This window comes from Ideonella sp. WA131b, assembly GCA_023657425.1.
GTDB lineage: Bacteria > Pseudomonadota > Gammaproteobacteria > Burkholderiales > Burkholderiaceae_C > Rubrivivax.
The window spans coordinates 599,030-618,533 of record JAGTJW010000002.1 but is presented as its reverse complement, the minus strand read 5'-3'; the positions used below and the strand labels follow the sequence as shown (position 1 = coordinate 618,533).

Sequence of the window (19,504 nt, the reverse complement as noted above, 5' to 3'; positions counted from 1 at the left end):
ATCGTCGCTCGGCGCTCGAGGCGAGTCGGCGGTCAGTGGCAACTTGGATGTGTAGCGGTCCTTGGCTACAGAGCGCGAAGGACTTTGGTCAGTCTCAAGCGGTCCGCTGGTGAGGAACGGAATGCAGCGCGGGGGCGTCACCTATCGCTTTGGCACAGCCGTCCGTTGCAAGCCCCCATTCAGGTGCCGAATCGCATACTTCAACGTCACATCGCCTGCGACCTTCGCGAACTGCTGCGACGATCCACACGCGCGGGAGGCGCAGGCCTCATTTGCGGTGCCGTTCACCGCCAGGACGAAGGTGGGAGTCCTGGTGATCCCATAGCGATCAAACGCTTCCGGATCGATCTGCACGGCTACGCGGCGGCTGCCGATCAGTGCCTGTATGCGGGTCACCGTGTCGCGGATCGATCCGTTGACCAGCCCTCGCAGCACGAGCGTGGCGCCCGCCCGGGCTGCCTGATCCACGAGCCTCAGGAGCGTCGCCTCCGGCATCGCAAAGCTCACGAAGATCAGCACCTTCGGCCCTGCCTTGCCCGGACTCATGCCCGCTGCCGGCGCGCCGGTCTGCAAGTCGAACCCCTTGGAGATCGCCTCAAGATCGATGGGCACGCGGGTCACCGGCTGCGGCAGGTTCTCGATGCGCGGTGCGCTCGGAACCGGCACCCGCGCCAGCTCTGCCTCGGTCGGCATGCGATGCTGCTGGCGCGCGCGCTCGATGTCGGCTTCGGTGACGGTTGGTGGCGTTGCCGGTGCCGCCAGCGCGGTGCCGGCAAAGTGCAGCGCTGCTATCCCGGCGCCAAGCGCCCCGCCAAGCGCCCGGCCGGGGAACGACGCCCGATCAGTAGCCCACACAGCAGTTCCTCTTCCGAAACAGCATGAACGCGAAGTCTTCGCCGCGCACCGGGTACTCCTTGCCGGCGCCCCAGACGATGGTGCTGCGGCCGAAGGGCTGGCAGCAGCGGCCGCCGTCCTTGGCGGTGTTGGCCACCGGGTAGGTCAGCTGCGTCTTGTAGGCGGTCTTGTCCATGGCCGGCAGGAAGTAGGGTCCGCACAGGCCCGGCCGGCCATGCCAGCCCCAGGCCAGCAGCTCGCGGTGCATCTTGGCGGTCAGGCGCTGGGCGAGCAGGGCGGCTGTTCGCACGCCGCCCATGTGGTGCGGCACGTGGCCATTGAGGGGGTAGATGCCACCCTGGCAGCCGGCGCACCAGAACATCTCGGCGATGCCGAAGCCCGCGGTCGCGGCAACGCAGTCGGCGGCGCACGCCGCCACGGCCACCGGGTTGGCGAACAGAACGGCCTCGGGGTTGAGGATCAGGTGTTGGCGTAGTTCTTCAGAACTATGTGCACTCCGCGGCTCATCGTTCTTCTGCCGCACCCCGTATAGCCACCGTGCGGATGTTCGCGGCGGCGCTGCGGGCGGACAGTCTCGTCAAACCCAAGACGAGTCCGATCCATGGCCACCACCACACCTCCCATCCCACGCCAGGCGTGGTCTGTGCTCATCGTCAGCACCATCGCCTTCACCGTGTGCTTCATGGTGTGGATGATGTTCGGCGTCATCGGCATTCCGCTGAAGAAGACGCTGGGGCTCAATGCGACCGAGTTCGGCCTGCTGACCGCGACGCCGGTGCTCACCGGCTCGCTGATCCGTGTGCCCCTGGGCATTTGGACCGACCGCTACGGCGGCCGCATCGTGATGACGCTGCTGATGGCGGCCACCGTGCCCGCGATCTGGCTGATGAGCTACGCCACCGACTACTGGCACTTCCTGGTCATCGGACTGTTCGTGGGCCTTGCCGGGGGTTCGTTCTCGGTCGGCACACCCTACGTGGCGCGCTGGTTCCCCAGGAGTCGCCAAGGCATGGCGATGGGCGTCTACGGCGCGGGCAACTCCGGCTCGGCGGTCAATAAGTTCGCCGCGCCGGTGCTGCTGGCCATCGGCGGCTGGACGCTGGTGCCGCAGGTGTATGCCGCGGTGATGCTGGGCACGGTCATCCTGTTCTGGTTCGGCAGCAGCAGCGATCCCAAGCACCTTGTGCCGTCGAACGTGAAGTTCAGCGACCAGTTGAAGATGCTGAAGGACCCCAAGGTGCTGAAGTACTGCCAGTACTACAGCATCGTCTTCGGCGGCTACGTAGCGCTTGCGCTGTGGATGGTGCAGTACTACGTGGGCGAGTTCGGCCTGTCGATCCAGACCGCCGCGCTGCTGGCAGCCTGCTTCTCGCTGCCGGGTGGCGTGCTGCGCGCCTTCGGCGGCATCTTGTCCGACAAGTATGGCGCTCACCAGGTCACCTGGTGGGTGCTGTGGGTCAGCTGGATATGCCTGTTCCTGCTGAGCTACCCACAAACCGACTTCACGGTGGTGACCGTCAACGGCCCCCGCACGTTTCACGTCGGCCTGAACGTTTACCTCTTCACCGCGCTGATGTTCATCCTGGGCATCGCCTGGGCCTTCGGCAAGGCCAGCGTCTTCAAGTACATCGGCAACGACTACCCCGACAACATCGGCACCGTCAGCGGCATCGTCGGTCTGGCCGGCGGACTGGGCGGCTTCGTGCTGCCGATCATGTTCGGGGCGCTGATGGACCTCACCGGCATCCGCTCCAGCGCCTTCATGTTGATGTACGGCGTGGTCTGGGTCTCTCTGATCTGGATGTACTGGACCGAAGTGCGCAAGACCGAAATGATGGGCACGAACGCACCGGCGTCGCCCTTGTCGCGCAGCTTCGCGCGCTGAAAGCACAAGGAGAAGATGCCATGAATGCCACCACGACGGCGGGTGCCAAGTCCGCCCCCAACCAGGCTCCCGGCCCCGACATCGCCGACTGGCGTCCGGAAGACGACACCTTCTGGAATGTTACGGGCAAGAAGGTCGCCTACCGCAACCTCTGGATCTCGGTACCCGCGCTGCTGTGCGGCTTCGCGGTCTGGGGCATGTGGGGAATCATCACCGTGCAGATGCTCAACCTGGGCTTTCCTTTCACCCAGGCCGAGTTGTTCACGCTGACGGCCATCGCCGGTATCTCGGGCGCCACGATGCGGATCCCGGCGTCCTTCCTCATCCGCCTGGCCGGCGGGCGCAACACCGTCTTCCTGACCACCGCGATGCTGCTGGCCCCGGCCATCGGCACCGGCATCGTGCTGCAGCACAAGGACTGGCCGTTGTGGGCCTTCCAACTGATGGCGCTGTGGTCGGGCGTAGGCGGCGGCAACTTCGCCAGTTCTATGTCGAACATCAGCACCTTCTTCCCGAAGCGGCTGCAGGGCACGGCACTAGGCCTGAATGCCGGCCTCGGCAACTTCGGCGTGACGACGATGCAGATCGTCATCCCGCTGGTGATGACGGTGGGCCTGTTCGGCGCCTTCGGTGGCGAGCCGATGGTGCTGGTGAAGGACAGCGGCTGGATCTTCGGCAAGATCGCCGCCGGCACGCCCACCTGGGTGCAGAACGCCGGCTTCGCATGGGTGCTGTCGCTCGTGCCCTTGTCCGTGCTGTGCTGGTGGGGTATGAACAACCTGAAGACGGTGTCGCCCGCCACGGGCTCGCCGCTGGTGGCCTTCGCCAAGATCACCTACCTGTACACGCTGGCCTTCGTGCCCGCGATCTTCATGCTGTGGCTGTACCTGCCCAAGCCCACCGGCCTGGGCGTGCTGAGCATGTGGGTCGCCATTCCGCTCGATGTCATCCTGGCGCTGCTGGTGATGAAGCTGGCCGCCTTCGGCGAGATGAAGGAGGGCGTGAAGAAACAGTTCGCGATCTTCAGCAACAAGCACACCTGGTCGCTCACGGCGCTGTACATCGTCACCTTCGGCTCGTTCATCGGCTTCTCGATGGCGCTGCCGCTGGCCATCACGGTGATCTTCGGCTTCCAGCACATCCCTGATGCCAACGGCGTGATGCAGCACGCGCTCAAGAACCCGAACGCGCCGTCGGCGCTGACCTATGCCTGGATGGGCCCCTTTATCGGCGCGGCCATCCGCCCCGTCGGTGGCTGGATCTCCGACAAGGTGGGCGGCTCCATCGTCACCCAGATCATCTCGGTGGTGATGGCCGGGGCTTCTGTCGCCGTGGGCTACGTGATGATGCAGGCCTACGGTTCGGCCACGCCCGAGCAGTACTTCCCGATGTTCCTGGGCTTGTTCATGCTGCTGTTTCTGGCCAGCGGCATCGGCAACGGCAGCACCTTCCGCACCATCGGCGTCATCTTCGATCGCACGCAGGCCGGCCCGGTGCTGGGCTGGACGTCGGCCATCGCGGCCTACGGCGCCTTCATCGCACCGGTGGTCATCGGCGCGCAGATCAAGGCCGGCACGCCGCAATACGCGATGTACGGCTTCGCGATCTTCTATGCCGTCTGCCTGCTACTGAACTGGTGGTTCTATCTGCGTGGCAATGCCTACGTGAAGAACCCCTGAAGCCAGGCAACGACCGCACGCATCGGCCACTTTCACGCCATGTCCAGCATGTCGATCATCCGCCACTGGAACCCCGAGGACCGCGGTTTCTGGGACCGTTCCGGCCGCGTGGTGGCCCGGCGCAACCTGTGGGTGTCGGTCCCTGCGCTGACCCTGGCGTTTGCGGTGTGGATGCTGTGGTCGGTGGTGGTGGTGTACCTGCCGGCAGCAGGATTCCGCTACAGCACCAACCAGCTGTTCTGGCTGACGGCGTTGCCCGCCTTGTGTGGCGCCACGCTGCGCATCTTCTATGCGTTTGCGGTGCCGATGATCGGCGGGCGGCGATTCACCACGCTGGCCACGGCCAGTCTGCTGCTGCCCGCGGTCGGCATCGGCCTGGCAGTGCAGGATCCGAACACGCCTTTCGAGTGGATGGTCGTGCTGGCTCTGCTGTGTGGCCTGGGCGGCGGCAACTTCGCCAGTTCGATGGCCAACATCAGCTTCTTCTTCCCGAGTGCCCGCCAAGGTTATGCGCTGGGCCTGAACGCCGGGCTGGGGCACCTGGGGGTCGCGCTGGTTCAGCTGCTGGTGCCACTGGCCATCAGCGCAGGGGTGTTCGGCCTGTTTGCAGGGCCTGCGCAGCAGACAGCTCAGGGGCCGATGTGGCTCCAGAACGCGGGCTTTATCTGGGTGCCGCTGATCCTGGCCAGCACCGCAGCGGCCTGGTTCGGCATGGACGACCTGGCCGACACCCGCGCCGGCATGGCCGAGCAGGCGGTGATCTTCACGCGCAGGCACAACTGGCTGATGTGCTGGCTGTACCTGGGCACCTTCGGCAGCTTCATTGGCTTCTCTGCCAGCTTGCCGATGCTGGCGCAGAGCCAGTTTCAACGGGCCGATGCGTTGCACCTGGTGTGGTTGGGTCCGTTGATCGGCGCCGTACTGCGCCCGTTGGGAGGCTGGATGGCCGACCACTGGGGCGGCGCGCGGGTGACCTTCTGGATCTTCGTGGCGATGGCTCTCGCCGCTGCAGCTGCGCTGTTTTGCCTGCCCGCGACGGACACCACCGGTCAGCCAGTGCAGGGCGGCAACTTCCCTGGCTTCCTGGCGGCCTTCGGCGTGTTGTTCGCCGCATCGGGCATCGGCAACGGCAGCACGTTTCGAATGATCTCCAGCCTCTTCGTGGCCGAACGGGTGCAGCGTGCCGGGGGTCTGCCATCGGACCAGGCGCTCGCGGCCAAGGAAGGCGCGGTCGAAGCGGCCGCAGCCCTCGGCTTTGCGAGCGCCATCGGCGCCTACGGCGGCTTCTTCATCCCCAAGAGCGTGGGCTCTTCGCTGGCGATGACGGGCAGCGCATCGGCTGCGCTGGCGATGTTCATCGTGTTTTACCTCTCCTGCATCGCGCTGACCTGGTGGGCCTACAGCCGCCGCAACGCTCCATACCCCTGCTAGTCCGCACCAGCAGACGACATCTTCCAAGGACGACAACATGAGCCACTTTCTGGACCGCCTCACGCACTTCTCGCAGCCCAAGGAGACCTTCTCTGGCGACCACGGGCTGACCACCGGTGAAGACCGCACCTGGGAAGATGCCTATCGCAACCGCTGGGCGCACGACAAGATCGTGCGCAGCACGCACGGCGTGAACTGCACCGGCAGCTGCAGCTGGAAGATCTACGTCAAGGGCGGCATCGTCACCTGGGAGACGCAGCAGACCGACTACCCACGCACGCGCTGGGACATGCCCAACCACGAGCCGCGCGGGTGTGCCCGCGGCGCCAGCTACAGCTGGTACCTGTACAGCGCTAACCGCGTGAAGTACCCGATGGTGCGCGGCCGCCTGCTGGAGCGCTGGCGCGCGGCGATGAAGACGGCGAAGACACCGGTGGACGCCTGGGCCACGATCGTCGAAGACGACGCGGCGCGCCGCGACTACCAGAAGGTGCGCGGCATGGGCGGCTTCGTGCGCAGCAGCTGGGACGAGGTCAACCAGATCATCGCGGCCAGCAACGTCTACACGATCAAGAAGCATGGCCCCGACCGCGTGATCGGCTTTTCGCCGATCCCGGCGATGAGCATGGTCAGTTACGCCGCCGGCAGCCGCTACCTGAGCCTGATCGGTGGCGTCTGCATGAGCTTCTACGACTGGTACTGCGACCTGCCGCCGGCCAGCCCGCAGGTTTGGGGTGAGCAGACCGACGTGCCCGAAAGTGCCGATTGGTACAACAGCACCTACATCATGGCCTGGGGCAGCAACGTGCCGCAGACCCGCACGCCCGACGCACACTTCTTCACCGAGGTGCGCTACAAGGGCGCGAAGACGGTGGCCATCACGCCCGACTACAGCGAGGTGGCCAAGCTGGCCGACATCTGGCTGCATCCCAAACAGGGCACCGACGCGGCGCTGGCCATGGCCATGGGCCACGTCGCGCTCAACGAGTTCTATTTCAAGGAGCGCAGCCCGTACTTCGACGATTACGCGCGCCGCTACACCGATCTGCCGCTTCTGGTGATGCTCAAGGAGCACACGCTACCCGACGGCACGAAGACCCTGGTGCCTGACCGCTACCTGCGCGCCTCCGACTTCAACGGCAAGCTGGGCCAGGACAACAACCCCGAGTGGAAGACGGTGGCCTTCGACACGAATGGCCGCGCCGTGCTGCCCAACGGCAGCATCGGCTTTCGCTGGACGCCCGAAGGCGGCGTCGACCAGGGCAAATGGAACCTCGAGAACAAGGAGGCGCGCCACGGCACCGAGGTGAAGCTGAAGCTGTCGGTGATCGAAGATGGCGAGCAGGTGCATGAGGTCGTCGACATCGGCCTGCCGTACTTCGGCGGCGTGAGCACGCCGCACTTCAAGTCGAACACCCAGAACGGGGAAGTGAACTTCGTCAGGGTGCCGGCCGTGCGCCTTCGCCTGGGCAAGGAGGGTGAGCATCGCGAGGCCTTGGTGGCTACGGTTTTCGATCTGCAGGTGGCGCAGTACGGCATCGACCGCGGACTGGGTTCTGGTGCCAAGTCCTATGACGACGACGCCGCCTACACACCCGCCTGGGCCGAGAGCATCACCGGCACACCGCGCGACCAGATCATCACGGTGGCCCGCCAGTTCGCCGAGAACGCGCACAAGACGCACGGCAAGAGCATGGTGATCATCGGTGCGGCGATGAACCACTGGTACCACGCCGACATGAACTACCGCGGCGTCATCAACCTCTTGATGATGTGTGGCTGCATCGGCCAGAGCGGCGGCGGCTGGGCGCACTACGTGGGCCAGGAGAAGCTGCGCCCGCAAACCGGATGGACGGCGCTGGCCTTCGCGCTGGACTGGATCCGCCCGCCGCGGCAGATGAACAGCACTAGCTTCTTCTACGCCCACACCGACCAGTGGCGCTACGAGAAGCTGGGCATGGAAGAGATTGTCTCGCCACTGGCCGACAAGGCGCTGTATGCGGGCAGCATGATCGACTACAACGTGCGCGCCGAGCGCATGGGCTGGCTGCCCAGCGCGCCGCAGCTCAAGACCAACCCGATGCAGGTGGTGGCGGACGCCAGCGCTGCCGGCATGGACGCCAAGGACTATGTCGTCAAGGCTCTGAAGGACGGCACGTTGCAGATGAGCTGTGAAGACCCCGACGCGCCGCAGAACTGGCCACGGGTGCTCTTCGTCTGGCGCAGCAACCTGCTGGGCTCGTCGGGTAAGGGCCACGAGTACTTCTGCAAGCACCTGCTGGGCACCGAGAACGGCATCCAGGGCAAGGACCTGGGCAAGGACGACGCCAAGCCCAGCGAGGTGAAGTGGCACGAGGAAGGCCCGGTCGGCAAGCTTGACCTGGTGGTCACGCTCGACTTCCGCATGAGCACCACCTGCCTTTATTCCGACATCGTGCTGCCTACCGCCAGCTGGTACGAGAAGAACGACCTCAACACCAGCGACATGCACCCGTTCATCCACCCGCTGAGCGCGGCCGTGGACCCGGTGTGGCAGAGCCGCAGCGACTGGGAGATCTACAAGGGCTTCGCCAAGACCTTCAGCGAAGTCTGCGTCGGCCACCTGGGTGTGGAAAAGGAGGTCGTGCTCACACCCATCATGCACGACACCGCCGGCGAACTGGCCCAGCCCTTCGAGGTGAAGGAATGGAAGAAGGGCCAGTGCGAGCTGATCCCCGGCAAGACCGCGCCGCAGATCATGGTCGTCGAGCGCGACTACCCGAACGTGTTCAAGCGCTTTACTGCACTAGGCCCCTTGATGGACAAGCTGGGCAACGGCGGCAAGGGCATCGGCTGGAAGACCGGCACCGAAGTCGAACAGCTCGGCCAGCTGAACGGCAAGACGCTGACCGAGGGCGTGACGAAGGGCATGCCGAAGATCGTGACCGACATCGACGCCTGCGAGGTCATCCTGCAGCTGGCGCCGGAGACCAACGGCCACGTGGCGGTGAAGGCCTGGCAGGCTCTGGGCAAGCAGACCGGGCGCGACCACACCCACCTGGCGCTGTACCGCGAGGACGAAAAGATCCGCTACCGCGACGTGCAGGCTCAGCCGCGCAAGATCATCAGCAGCCCCACATGGAGCGGCATCGAGAGCGAGACCGTTTCGTACAACGCCGGCTACACCAACGTGCACGAGTACATCCCCTGGCGCACGTTGACCGGCCGCCAGCAGTTTTACCTAGATCACCCGTGGGTGATCGCCTTCGGCGAGGGGTTCAGCAGTTACCGCCCGCCGGTGGACCTGAAGACCACGGCCGGCATCCACAACATCAAGCCGAACGGGAACAAGGAGATCCTGCTCAACTTCATCACGCCGCACCAGAAGTGGGGCATCCACAGCACCTACAGCGACAACCTGATGATGCTGACGCTGAACCGCGGCGGCCCGGTGGTGTGGCTGAGCGAAGACGACGCCAAGCGCAGCGGTATTGAAGACAACGACTGGGTCGAGGTCTTCAACATCAACGGCGCCATCGCGGCGCGGGCGGTGGTGAGCCAGCGCGTGAACCCCGGCATGCTGCTGATGTACCACGCGCAGGAAAAGATCATCAACACACCCGGTTCGCAGATCACCGGCGTGCGCGGTGGTATCCACAACAGCGTGACGCGCATCGTGCTGAAGCCCACCCACATGATCGGCGGTTACGCGCAGTTCAGCTACGGCTTCAACTACTACGGAACCATCGGCACCAACCGCGACGAGTTCGTGGTGGTCCGCAAGATGGCCAAGGTCGACTGGCTCGACACCCCGCTGGGCGACGAACGCGCCGAGATCGTTCAAGCACAAGGAGAGTCCGCATGAACCCCCACGCTCGCTGGCGCTCGCTGCCCCCCGAGGGGGCTGCCTTCCTCGAACAAGTTCTGCGGGAGGCCGCATGAAGATCCGCGCACAAGTCGGCATGGTCCTGAATCTGGACAAGTGCATCGGCTGCCACACCTGCAGCGTGACCTGTAAGAACGTGTGGACCAGCCGCCCCGGCGTCGAGTACGCCTGGTTCAACAACGTCGAGACCAAGCCTGGCATCGGATACCCCAAGGAGTGGGAGAACCAGGACAAGTGGAACGGAGGCTGGGTGCGCAAGGCCGACGGTTCCATCGTTCCGCGCCAGGGCGGCAAGTGGCAGTTGCTGATGAAGATCTTCGCCAACCCCAATCTGCCGCAGATCGACGACTACTACGAGCCCTTCACCTTCGACTACGACCACCTGCAGTCGGCGCCAGAGATGCAGCATGCGCCCACCGCGCGGCCACGCAGCCTGATCACGGGCAAGCGCATGGAGAAGATCGTCTGGGGCCCGAACTGGGAAGAGATCCTGGGCGGTGAGTTCTCGAAGCGTTCGAAGGACAAGAACTTCGACGACATCCAGAAGGATATCTACGGGCAGTTCGAGAACACCTTCATGATGTACCTGCCCAGGCTGTGCGAGCACTGCCTGAACCCGGCGTGCGTGGCCTCCTGCCCGTCGGGCAGCATCTACAAGCGCGAGGAAGACGGCATCGTCCTCATCGACCAGGACAAGTGCCGCGGCTGGCGCATGTGCGTCAGCGGCTGCCCTTACAAAAAGATTTACTACAACTGGAAAAGCGGCAAGGCCGAGAAGTGCATCTTCTGCTACCCGCGCATCGAAGCCGGGCAGCCCACGGTCTGCAGCGAGACCTGCGTGGGCCGCATCCGCTACCTGGGCGTGCTGCTGTACGACGCCGACCGCATTCAAGAGGCGGCCAGCGTCGAGCACGACAAGGACCTGTACCAGGCCCAGCTCGACATCTTCCTGGACCCGCATGACCCGAAGGTGATTGCGCAGGCCCGGCTCGATGGCATCCCCGACAACTGGATGGACGCGGCACGCAACAGCCCCGTCTACAAGATGGCGGTGGAATGGAAGGTCGCGCTGCCTCTGCATCCCGAGTACCGCACGCTGCCGATGGTCTGGTACGTGCCGCCGCTCAGCCCCATCACCGCAGCGGCGAATGCCGGCCACGTGGGCACCAACGGCGAGATCCCGGACGTCAACCAGCTACGCATTCCGGTCAAGTACCTGGCCAACCTGCTGACAGCCGGTGACACCGCGCCGGTGGTTCGTGCACTGGAACGCATGCTGGCCATGCGTGCCTACCAACGCACCAAGCACGTGGACGGCACGGCCAATCACGCCGCCATCGACCAGGTGAAGATGAGCGTGAACGAGGTGGAAGAGATGTACCGCGTGATGGCGATCGCCAACTACGAAGACCGCTTCGTCATTCCGACCACGCACCGCGAGTACGCCGAGAACGCCTTCAACGTGCGCGGCGGTTGCGGCTTCAGCTTCGGCAATGGGTGCAGCGAGGGCACCACCGAGACCAGCCTGTTCGGCAGCGAGAAGAAGCGCACCATTCCCATCACGGCAGGAGTTTGAGATGAGCTTCTTCAACACCTCACCGACGACCGCCACCAAGACGCTGCGTATGCTGGCCCACCTGCTGAGCTATCCCGACGCCGAGTTGCGCGCGCACCTGCCCGAACTGAAGGCGGCGCTGCACGATGAGCGCGCGCTCAGCGGCCCGCGCCTGGCCGAACTGGACGCCCTGATCACACGCCTGTCCCGCCGCCGCCCGCTGGACCTTGAGGCCGATCACGTCGAACTCTTCGACCGCGGCCGTGGCACCGCGCTGCACCTGTTCGAGCACGTGCACGGCGACAGCCGCGACCGTGGCCCGGCCATGGTGGACCTTTGCCAGACCTACGAAGCTGCGGGTCTCTTTCTGGCGCCGGGCGAACTGCCTGACCACCTGACCGTGGTGCTGCAGTACGCATCGACACAGCCCCCGGCGCAGGCCAAGGCTTTCCTGGGCGAGATCTCGCACATCCTGCAGGTGATCTTCAGTGCGCTGTTGCGTCGTGAGGCAGCGCATGCCTGCGTGCTGGCCGCGCTGCTCGACCTGGCCGGTGAGAAGGCGCAGGCCGTGGCCGTGCCGCCCGAGCCTGAGCTGGACGAGAGCTGGGCAGAGCCCATGGCCTTCGACGGCTGTTCCACCCAGGGCCAGGCGCGGCCCGGGCAGCCGCAACCGATCCAGATCGTGCGCACGCCCGTGCGCACTGCCACCCCCCTCACGCCGGGAGCGTCCGCATGAACACCCTCCACAACTTCGCGTTCAACGTCTACCCGTACCTGTGCCTGGCGGTGTTCTTCATGGGCAGCCTGGCCCGGTTCGACCGCGACCAGTACACTTGGAAGAGCGACAGCTCGCAGCTGCTGCGCAAGGGGCAGCTGCGCTGGGGCAGCAACCTGTTCCATGGCGGCATCCTGTTCCTGTTCTTCGGCCACCTGTTCGGGCAGCTCACGCCGCACTGGCTTTATGAGATCTTCGTCGCCGCTTCTCAGAAGCAGTTGATCGCGGTGGTCGCTGGTGGCGTGGCCGGCCTTGTCTGCTTCGTCGGGCTGAGTCTGCTGCTGCACCGCCGCATCTTCGACGACCGCATCCGGCTGACCAGCCACCGCACCGACCTGGCCATCCTGGTCATCCTGTGGGTGCAACTGGTCATCGGCTTGTCGACACTGCCCTCCTCGCTGCACCATGTGACGGAGCCGACCACGATGCTGCGCCTGGCCGAGTACCTGCAGGGCATCGTGCTGATGCAGCCCAATGCGGCATTGGTGGCTGGCATCGAATGGCACTTCCAGGCGCACATGCTGCTCGGCATGACCATCTTCCTGCTGTTCCCCTTCAGTCGCTTGGTGCATGTGTGGAGCGGCTTCGGCACGCTGGCCTATCTGGTACGGCCGTACCAGATGGTGCGCGCCCGCCGCTTGAACGTGCCGGCCAATCAGACCCTGCCCCGTCGCGGCAGCTGACCCTGCTGCTCCCAATCGCCGAAAGCTCAGACCATGAACACGTCCACTCCTGTTCTTCCCCAGGTCAATGGCGTCGTGCTGTCGTACCCCAACGAAGCGCTGACGACCGAGACACTCAGGCAGCGTGCCTGTGCCGAGTTGCTGCGGCAAGCCGCCATTGAGGCGGGCCTGCTGGCTGCCGACGATCCGCTGCCCCTGGGTGGCGCCATGACCGAGGCCGCCAGCACCGCCATCGAGGCCCTGCTGGACCGGGAACTGCACATGCCCGAACCGTCGGATGAGGCCTTGCGCCGTCACCACGCGGCCCAGCGTGGCCGCTACGCAGTGGGTGAACGTGTGCAGCTGCGCCACGTGCTGTTTGCCGTCACACCGGGCGTGGATGTCAATGCACTGCGCCAACGTGCCGAGGCCTGCCTGTTGGATGTGCGCTGCGCGTCGCCCGGAGGCCAGGACCGCTTCGCCGTAGCGGCGGCTTCCACGTCCAACTGTCCCAGTGGTGCGGATGGCGGTGCCTTGGGCTGGCTGACCACCGACGACTGCGCGCCCGAGTTCGCTCGCGAGATCTTCGGCAAGCCCGAGGTCGGCGTGCTGCCACGCCTCGTGCACAGCCGCTTCGGGCTGCATGTGGTGGAGGTGCTGGCGCGCGAACCGGGCCTGGACCCCGCGTTCGAAGCGGTGAAGTCGGCCGTGGCCCAGGGGCTTCGGCAGCAGGCCTTTGCCACCGCGTTGCGTCAGTACCTGCAACTTCTGGCCGGCGCGGCCACGCTGACGGGCGTGGACCTGGAGGCGGCTGAATCGCCTCTGGTCCAGTAGCTCGGCTTCAGCCCTCAAACCCATGCCCGACGAACTGCTGCAGCGCCTTCAGCGCTTCCAGACGGACGCGTTCCCGCAGCACCGCTCGCACTTCCGGCTGCTGGTCGACGATGGTCAGCACCCGATGACACTGTTCATCGGCTGCAGCGATTCGCGCCTGGTGCCTTACCTGCTGACCGGCGCCGGTCCGGGTGAGTTGTTCCTGGTGCGCAACGTCGGCGCCTTCGTGCCACCGCACGACCAGAGCCAGGGTTTCCATGGCACGGCGGCGGCCATCGAGTTCGCCGTCCTCAACCTGTCAGTCAAACGCATCGTGGTCTGCGGTCACAGCCACTGCGGCGCAATCCGGGCCTTGTATGGCGATGTCTCACCGGCGGCCAAGCACCTCTCGCAGTGGCTGGAACTGGGCCGCGAAGCCGCCTTGCCCGTGGCCGAGCCGGGCCCCGATGTGCTGCGGCGCACCGAGCAACGTGCGGTGGTGCTGCAGCTGGAGCGGCTGATGGACTACCCGATGGTGCGCGAACGTGTCGAAGCCGGCACGCTGGCCCTGCACGGCTGGCATTACGTCATCGAGGATGGCGAAGTCCATGTCTTCGACGTGCAGCGCGGCGGCTTCGTGCCGGCGGCAGAGGCGGAGAATGCAGGTACCGGTCCCTATGTGGCACATCTGCCTGAAGACGTCGCCGGGGAAGATTCCACGCGACTCTGAAAGGCACACCATGTCGCAGCCGCACGCAGTCTCTGGGGATGTGATCGATATCCGGCCGCTTGGGGCCGCACTGCACGAACACGTCACTTCTGCCTTCTTCAAATCCGCGCAGCTTGAGCTGGTTCGCCTGGTCATGCCTCGCGGCAAGGTGATGCGCGAGCACCAGGTAGCCGGCGAAATCACTGTGCTGTGCATCGAAGGGGTGATCGAATTCAACGTGCACGGGCTCACCAGCAGGCTTACGCCCGGCGATCTTGTCCACCTGCATGCCGGCGAGCCGCACTCGCTGCAGGCCCTGTCAGACGTTACCGCGCTGCTGACGATCTGCCTGGCACGGCCGTGACACCACGTCGATCCCTCCGACCCGCACGTCGACCCCCGCAACGAGCTGCATTTGCCTGACTGCATCCATGAATATCACTCACTTCAACGACCTGATTGCCGGCGCCCTGGCACAAGCCGAGCCCCAGCGGCTTCTTCTGGTCTTTGCAGGCGCGAGCCTGCCCGATAACCCCACGGCCGAGCAGCGGGCGCGTTTCGAGGCCGGCGAGGGCGGCGAACTCGCGCCCTTGATGTGCGTGGCCAAGGACCCGGACGACCTTGCCGACTTCGACGCGCTGGTCCAGGAAGGCGCAACCCTGGGCGCTGACTGGGCGCTGGTGTTTGCCGCCGCCCTGGCTGGCCGGGCAGGGCGGCCCCCCAGCGAGAGCCAGATCGACGCCGCACTCGAACGCATGGTCCAAGCCGTCAAGTCGGGCGAGCTGTCGCGCCTGGTGCCCTTCGACCGCTCTGGCGAGACTGTGCAGCTCGGCTAGCTGGCTGCAGTGCGGTGGCGTCGCCATGAACGCTCTGTCGTGCTGCCCGGAAATCAAACACCTCCACATCACGCTCGTCGCCGCGAGCGGCCTGCTGTTCGCCGTAAGTGGTGTGGCCGTACTGGCGGGGCAGAACTGGGCGATGCGCAAGCCGTGGCGCTGGCTCAGCTATGGCATCGACACCTTGCTGCTGGGCGCGGGTGTCACCCTGTGGATGACGCTGGCCATCAACCCGGTGCACAGCCCGTGGCTGGCCACGAAGCTGATGTTGCTGGTGGTCTACATCCTGCTCGGCTCGCTGGCCCTCAAGCGCGCGCCGACTCCGGCAGCTCAGCGCCTCAGTTTCGTAGCGGCGTTGGCCGTGTAAGGCTTCATGGTGTCGGTGGCGTGGACCCACCATCCGCTCGGTGTCCTGCACAGCCTGGCAGGCGCGGGGCCTTGAGACGGCCCGTGGCCATCCGCCGTGGCAAGGCCCAGATCGCCTGCGTGTAGCCCCGCTGTGCCTGCGCTTGGCACAGCGCCTGATCGAACACGCTTGGCCAGCGCCAATGAGTCGTCCGAAAGTGCGAAGCGGCGCACAGCGGCCACGTGGCTGACGGCTGTAGCGGGAAGGGGTCCGCTGGTGGATGGTGAACCCATGCGAAGCGGTCGGGCTTGACGACGATCAAGCGAGAGCGTGAGAGCCCAGTCCGTTTCAACCTGACCACAGCCGTACCCACCCGGTGAAGGATCTGAGTTGCAAGGCGCGGCAATATAGATGCACACTCTGTGCATGTTTATTGACTCCTGCGTGACATCGGGCGATCCGGCGTGCGGTTCGGCACGCGCTTCGCGCCACGAGCTGTTCGGTCCCCCGCGCGATCGCGGCCGCCGTGCCGGAGCCACGTCATGAGTGTCTGTGAGCAGCGCCCAGACGCCGCCAGCGACCTGCTCGACCAGGCCTGCCGACACCACCTGGAACCGCTGCGGTTGCGCGGGCGCGCGCTCCTGCCCATCGTGCAAGGTGGCATGGGCGTGGGCATCTCGGCGCACCGCCTGGCCGGCAGCGTGGCCGCGCTGGGGGCCGTTGGCACGATCTCCTCGGTCGACCTGCGCCGGCATCACCCCGACCTGATGGAGCGCACTCGCGAGCTGGCCCCCGGTGCGGCGGCTACGGCGGCCGCCAAGGTGGCAATCAACGAGGCCAACCTCGAGGCCCTGGAGCGCGAGATCCCCGCCGCCCGCGTGCTGGCGGGTGGCCACGGTCTGCTCGCCATCAACGTCATGCGCGCCGTCAGCGAATACGGCCCCTCGGTGAGCCGCGCCCTCGAGTGCGGCATCGATGCAGTGGTGGTGGGCGCCGGCCTGCCGCTGGACCTGCCCGATCTGGCCCGTGACCACCCGCAGGCGCTGCTGGTGCCCATCCTGTCCGATGCACGCGGCGTGCAGCTCGTGGTGCGCAAGTGGGAACGCAAGAAGCGCATGCCCGACGCCATCGTGATCGAGCACCCGCGGCTGGCTGTGGGCGCCGGTGCGAACGTGTTGAGTTCTGGCCGGTTTCGAAATGCTGAGGGGATCGCGGAGGGAGTGGCGTGATGCCGGCGCTGACGCGGCACGCAGTGGATGCCGGCGTGCTTCAGATCTCGGCGTGTGACTGGCCGCGGTAGCTCTTGCCTTCGATCACGACGGTCTCGACGTGGTGCAGCAGCCTGTCCAGGAGTGCCGAGGCCAGGGTCGCGTCGTTGTTGAAGATCCCGGCCCATTGCTTGTACGGGCGATTCGTTGTCAACAGCGTGGTGCCGCGCTCGTAGCGGTGGCTGATGATCTGGAACAGGCAGTCGGCGCCGAACTTGTCGATGGGCAGGTAGCCCAGCTCGTCGATGCACAGCACCTCGGGCTTGACGTAGGCTGCCAGCGCCCGCTTGAGGCCGCCGGCGGCCTGCGCGGTGGCCAGCGTGTTGATGATGTCGATGGCGCCGGTGAACAGCACCGAGTGCCCGCGCTGGCACGCTGCATAGCCCAGGGCCGTCATCAAGTGGCTCTTGCCCAGGCCGACGCCGGAGATGAACACCACGTTGGCGTGCCGGGCCACGAAGTCCAGGTGGAACAGGTTCTGTATCTGCGGCCGGTTGATCTTGGTGGGCCAGTTCCAGTCGAACTTGTCGATGGTCTTGAGCACGGGGAAGCGGGCCTGGCGGATGCAGCGCTGCACGCGTCGGTCCTCGCGCTGGGCGGCCTCGCCGTTGAGCAGCTCGGCGAAGTAGGCCAAGTGCGACCACTGCTTGTCGGCGGCGGCCTTGGCCAGTGGCTGGTAGTTCTCGCGCATGAACGGCAGGTTCAGCGCGGTGAGCTTGGCCTGCGCGGACAGGGCATCGGGGTGGGCGTGGCGTGCTCGCATGGTTGTCGCTCCTTCACTCACGGTCGTAGATGGACAGGTCGGGCGCGGGGATCTCGATGTCGAGCAGGTCGGCACTGCGGGTGAGCTGCAGGGCGGCGGGCTCGGCCCCGATGCGCCGGCGCGCGGCCAGGATGTGGGCGATGTACTCGGCGCTGAAGGCCTGCAGCTCCAGACCGTCGTCGATGGCGCGCTCGACGGCCTCGCGGCCGTGCATCTCGGCCAGGGCGAGGATCTGGCGCAGGTGCACCCGGGCGTTCACACGCCGGGCCTCCAGGCCCTCGCGGTAGGCTTGGGCGCGCGGCGACAGGGCCAGGAACTGCACCAGCAGGCGTTGCTCGCGGGCGCTCTTGCGCTGCTGGGCGAGTTGCTGGGCGTGCTCGGCAAGCTCGAAGTCCTTGTTGCGCTGCATGCTTCGCGCGTGGAGCGCGACGAGTTGGTCGTGGGCATAGATGCACAAGCGGTCGGCCCAGGCCTTCAGGGTCAGGCGTTGACCCACATGGCGCGAGGGCACGGAGTAGGTGTTGGAGTCCAGCGCGACGCGGAACTGCTTGTTGACGCTTGCCGTGCGCACGCGTGCGAGGTCGAACCCGACGGGGTTGAGCCGCTTGAGGCGGGCGCGCTCTTCCTCGAACATGTCCACGGGTCGGCGCTGGGTGGCGCCGTGCACGCGCACGTCGGCCACCGTGTCCACCCACAGCTGCGCGGCGGGCTGCACGGCGCTGAAGTCGATGAACTCCTGGCCGGCCAGGAAGTTCTTCTTCACGTAACCCACGCCGTTCTCCACGCGTCCCTTCTCCCAACCCGAAGCCACGTTGCAGGGGGTGATCTGGAAGCCCCAATGGCGCGAGAAGTCGAGGTACTTGGGGTTGAACACCGGCGCCTCACCGACCAGGCGCTTGAGCACGGCGGACTTCAGGTTGTCGACCATCAGCCGCGCGGGCACTGAACCGAAGGCGGCGAAGGCGTTCTCGTGGCAGGCCAGGAAGAACTCCATCTCCTGCGACACGGTGAACTCCAGGTACATGCGCCGGCTGTAGCACAGCACCATCACGAAGAAGCTCAGGCGCCGGCGCGTGTTGCCCACGGCGACGGTGCCGAACTCACCCCAGTCGAGCTGCGCGCACTCGCCCGGCTCGAAGTCCAGCTTGAGGAAGGCCGGCCGCTGTCGCGGGCGGATGCGGTGCACGTAGTCCTTGACGATGGTGATGCCGCCGCCGTAGCCGGCCTCGAGCAGCCGCTGGTAGATCTGCTGGGCGCTGTACGGGTGGGCGTCGAGCCAGCGCACGATCTGGCCCTTGAAGGCGTCGAGCTTGCTGGCGCGCAGCACGGCCTTGCGCGCTCGGAACTGTTCGGCCTGCGCCCACCGGGCGACGGTGCGTACATCCAGGCCCAGCGCTCGCGCGGTCTGCGCCACCGTGAGTTGCTGGCGCACCAGGTGGTCACGGATGCGGCAGTAGGTCTCGTAGTCAACCACGGCGCGCTCGAGCCTGCTGCAGCAGCGCGGCCAGGCTCACGGGCTGGCCGCCGGTGTTGGCCCCGGCAACGCCCGGTGGACGCGGCGCCGGGCGCTGCGCCGCCACGGTCCCCGGCAGGGCCAGCACCTGGTACAGCGGCGAGCGATAGGCGATGAGATCCAGCTCGATGAGCTGCTGGCGTGCCGCGGCGAACTGCTCGTCACTCAGGTGCAGCCGCCGGGCGAGCGTGGCCGAGCCGTAGTAGCTCAGGCCCTGGGCATCGGACACCGTGACCAGGAACAGGTACAGCGCCGCCGAGCGGGCCTCACAGCGGTCGATGAAGTGCTGCTGCACGAGCGCCTGGTCAACCCAGCTGAACTGCTCGGGGACCTGGCGCAGCCGCTCGGGCCGAAGTAGCTGCTTGATGGCCTTCACCGCACCTCCCGTTGATCACGTCGCGCCCAAGTTGTACGAGGCGCCGGGTGGTGCTGGCCATGTCATCTTGTAGCGCCGGCTGGAACAGATGGGCCACAAGCCCCGCCAGCAAAGGCGATTCGGCGATCAAGAGATCTTGTAACGCCACGGTCGGGGGCGCCCCGGGAGCCTCG

General features: G+C 66.1%; 16 protein-coding genes and 2 pseudogenes. 13 read left to right on the top strand and 5 right to left on the bottom strand.

The window, feature by feature from the left end; all coding sequences use genetic code 11:
* Positions 1 to 141: 141 nt before the first annotated feature.
* Positions 142 to 855, bottom strand: coding sequence for a type-F conjugative transfer system pilin assembly protein TrbC (trbC, locus tag KA711_12860; protein MCM0609859.1), 714 nt, complete (start codon positions 853 to 855; stop codon positions 142 to 144).
* A pseudogene (locus KA711_12855) lies at positions 842 to 1,336 on the bottom strand (TraU family protein). The gene trbC and the pseudogene KA711_12855 overlap by 14 nt, the downstream one beginning before the upstream one ends.
* Positions 1,337 to 1,456: 120 nt before the next feature.
* Between KA711_12855 and KA711_12850 the strand changes: the two are divergent.
* The 13 genes and pseudogenes from KA711_12850 (at position 1,457) to KA711_12790 (ending at position 16,565) form a co-directional block, all read left to right on the top strand.
* On the top strand, positions 1,457 to 2,740 hold the full coding sequence (locus tag KA711_12850) for a NarK/NasA family nitrate transporter (protein ID MCM0609858.1): 1,284 nt from the start codon (positions 1,457 to 1,459) through the stop codon (positions 2,738 to 2,740).
* A 20-nt stretch (positions 2,741 to 2,760) separates the two neighbouring features.
* Complete coding sequence (locus KA711_12845) at positions 2,761 to 4,419, top strand: MFS transporter (GenBank protein ID MCM0609857.1); 1,659 nt, start codon at positions 2,761 to 2,763, stop codon at positions 4,417 to 4,419.
* Between the two features lie 39 nt (positions 4,420 to 4,458).
* Complete coding sequence (locus KA711_12840; GenBank protein MCM0609856.1) at positions 4,459 to 5,850, top strand: MFS transporter; 1,392 nt, start codon at positions 4,459 to 4,461, stop codon at positions 5,848 to 5,850.
* A gap of 37 nt (positions 5,851 to 5,887) precedes the next feature.
* Positions 5,888 to 9,694 carry a nitrate reductase subunit alpha gene (locus tag KA711_12835; protein MCM0609855.1) on the top strand — a complete coding sequence of 1,269 codons (3,807 nt, stop codon included), beginning with the start codon at positions 5,888 to 5,890 and terminating at the stop codon, positions 9,692 to 9,694.
* 73 nt (positions 9,695 to 9,767) lie between these two features.
* Complete coding sequence (gene narH / locus KA711_12830; GenBank protein ID MCM0609854.1) at positions 9,768 to 11,291, top strand: nitrate reductase subunit beta; 1,524 nt, start codon at positions 9,768 to 9,770, stop codon at positions 11,289 to 11,291.
* Between the two features lies 1 nt (position 11,292).
* Positions 11,293 to 12,006, top strand: coding sequence for a nitrate reductase molybdenum cofactor assembly chaperone (narJ, locus tag KA711_12825; protein ID MCM0609853.1), 714 nt, complete (start codon positions 11,293 to 11,295; stop codon positions 12,004 to 12,006).
* Positions 12,003 to 12,728, top strand: a complete 726-nt coding sequence (narI, locus tag KA711_12820; protein ID MCM0609852.1) for a respiratory nitrate reductase subunit gamma — start codon at positions 12,003 to 12,005, stop codon at positions 12,726 to 12,728. The genes narJ and narI overlap by 4 nt, the downstream gene beginning before the upstream one ends.
* A 33-nt stretch (positions 12,729 to 12,761) precedes the next feature.
* A complete protein-coding gene (locus tag KA711_12815; protein ID MCM0609851.1) occupies positions 12,762 to 13,541 on the top strand; it encodes a peptidylprolyl isomerase in 780 nt (259 codons plus the stop codon).
* Between the two features lie 22 nt (positions 13,542 to 13,563).
* Positions 13,564 to 14,250: a carbonic anhydrase gene (locus tag KA711_12810; GenBank protein MCM0609850.1), complete on the top strand. Its 687-nt coding sequence runs from the start codon at positions 13,564 to 13,566 to the stop codon at positions 14,248 to 14,250.
* A 10-nt stretch (positions 14,251 to 14,260) separates the two neighbouring features.
* Positions 14,261 to 14,593, top strand: coding sequence for a cupin domain-containing protein (locus KA711_12805; GenBank protein ID MCM0609849.1), 333 nt, complete (start codon positions 14,261 to 14,263; stop codon positions 14,591 to 14,593).
* A 67-nt stretch (positions 14,594 to 14,660) separates the two neighbouring features.
* A complete protein-coding gene (locus KA711_12800; protein ID MCM0609848.1) occupies positions 14,661 to 15,065 on the top strand; it encodes a ribonucleotide reductase subunit alpha in 405 nt (134 codons plus the stop codon).
* Positions 15,066 to 15,090: 25 nt separating this feature from the next.
* Positions 15,091 to 15,432, top strand: a complete 342-nt coding sequence (locus KA711_12795) for a SirB2 family protein (GenBank protein MCM0609847.1) — start codon at positions 15,091 to 15,093, stop codon at positions 15,430 to 15,432.
* 521 nt (positions 15,433 to 15,953) lie between these two features.
* A pseudogene (locus tag KA711_12790) lies at positions 15,954 to 16,565 on the top strand (nitronate monooxygenase).
* A gap of 115 nt (positions 16,566 to 16,680) precedes the next feature.
* Here the strand turns inward: KA711_12790 and istB are convergent.
* From istB to KA711_12775, 3 genes are read right to left on the bottom strand one after another with little or no spacing between them, the layout of a single operon-like run.
* Positions 16,681 to 17,442 carry an IS21-like element helper ATPase IstB gene (istB, locus tag KA711_12785; protein MCM0609846.1) on the bottom strand — a complete coding sequence of 254 codons (762 nt, stop codon included), beginning with the start codon at positions 17,440 to 17,442 and terminating at the stop codon, positions 16,681 to 16,683.
* Positions 17,443 to 17,455: 13 nt separating this feature from the next.
* Positions 17,456 to 18,916, bottom strand: a complete 1,461-nt coding sequence (istA, locus tag KA711_12780; GenBank protein ID MCM0609845.1) for an IS21 family transposase — start codon at positions 18,914 to 18,916, stop codon at positions 17,456 to 17,458.
* Positions 18,909 to 19,331, bottom strand: a complete 423-nt coding sequence (locus tag KA711_12775) for a hypothetical protein (GenBank protein ID MCM0609844.1) — start codon at positions 19,329 to 19,331, stop codon at positions 18,909 to 18,911. Before KA711_12775 ends, istA begins: the two co-directional genes overlap by 8 nt.
* Positions 19,332 to 19,504 lie beyond the last annotated feature (173 nt).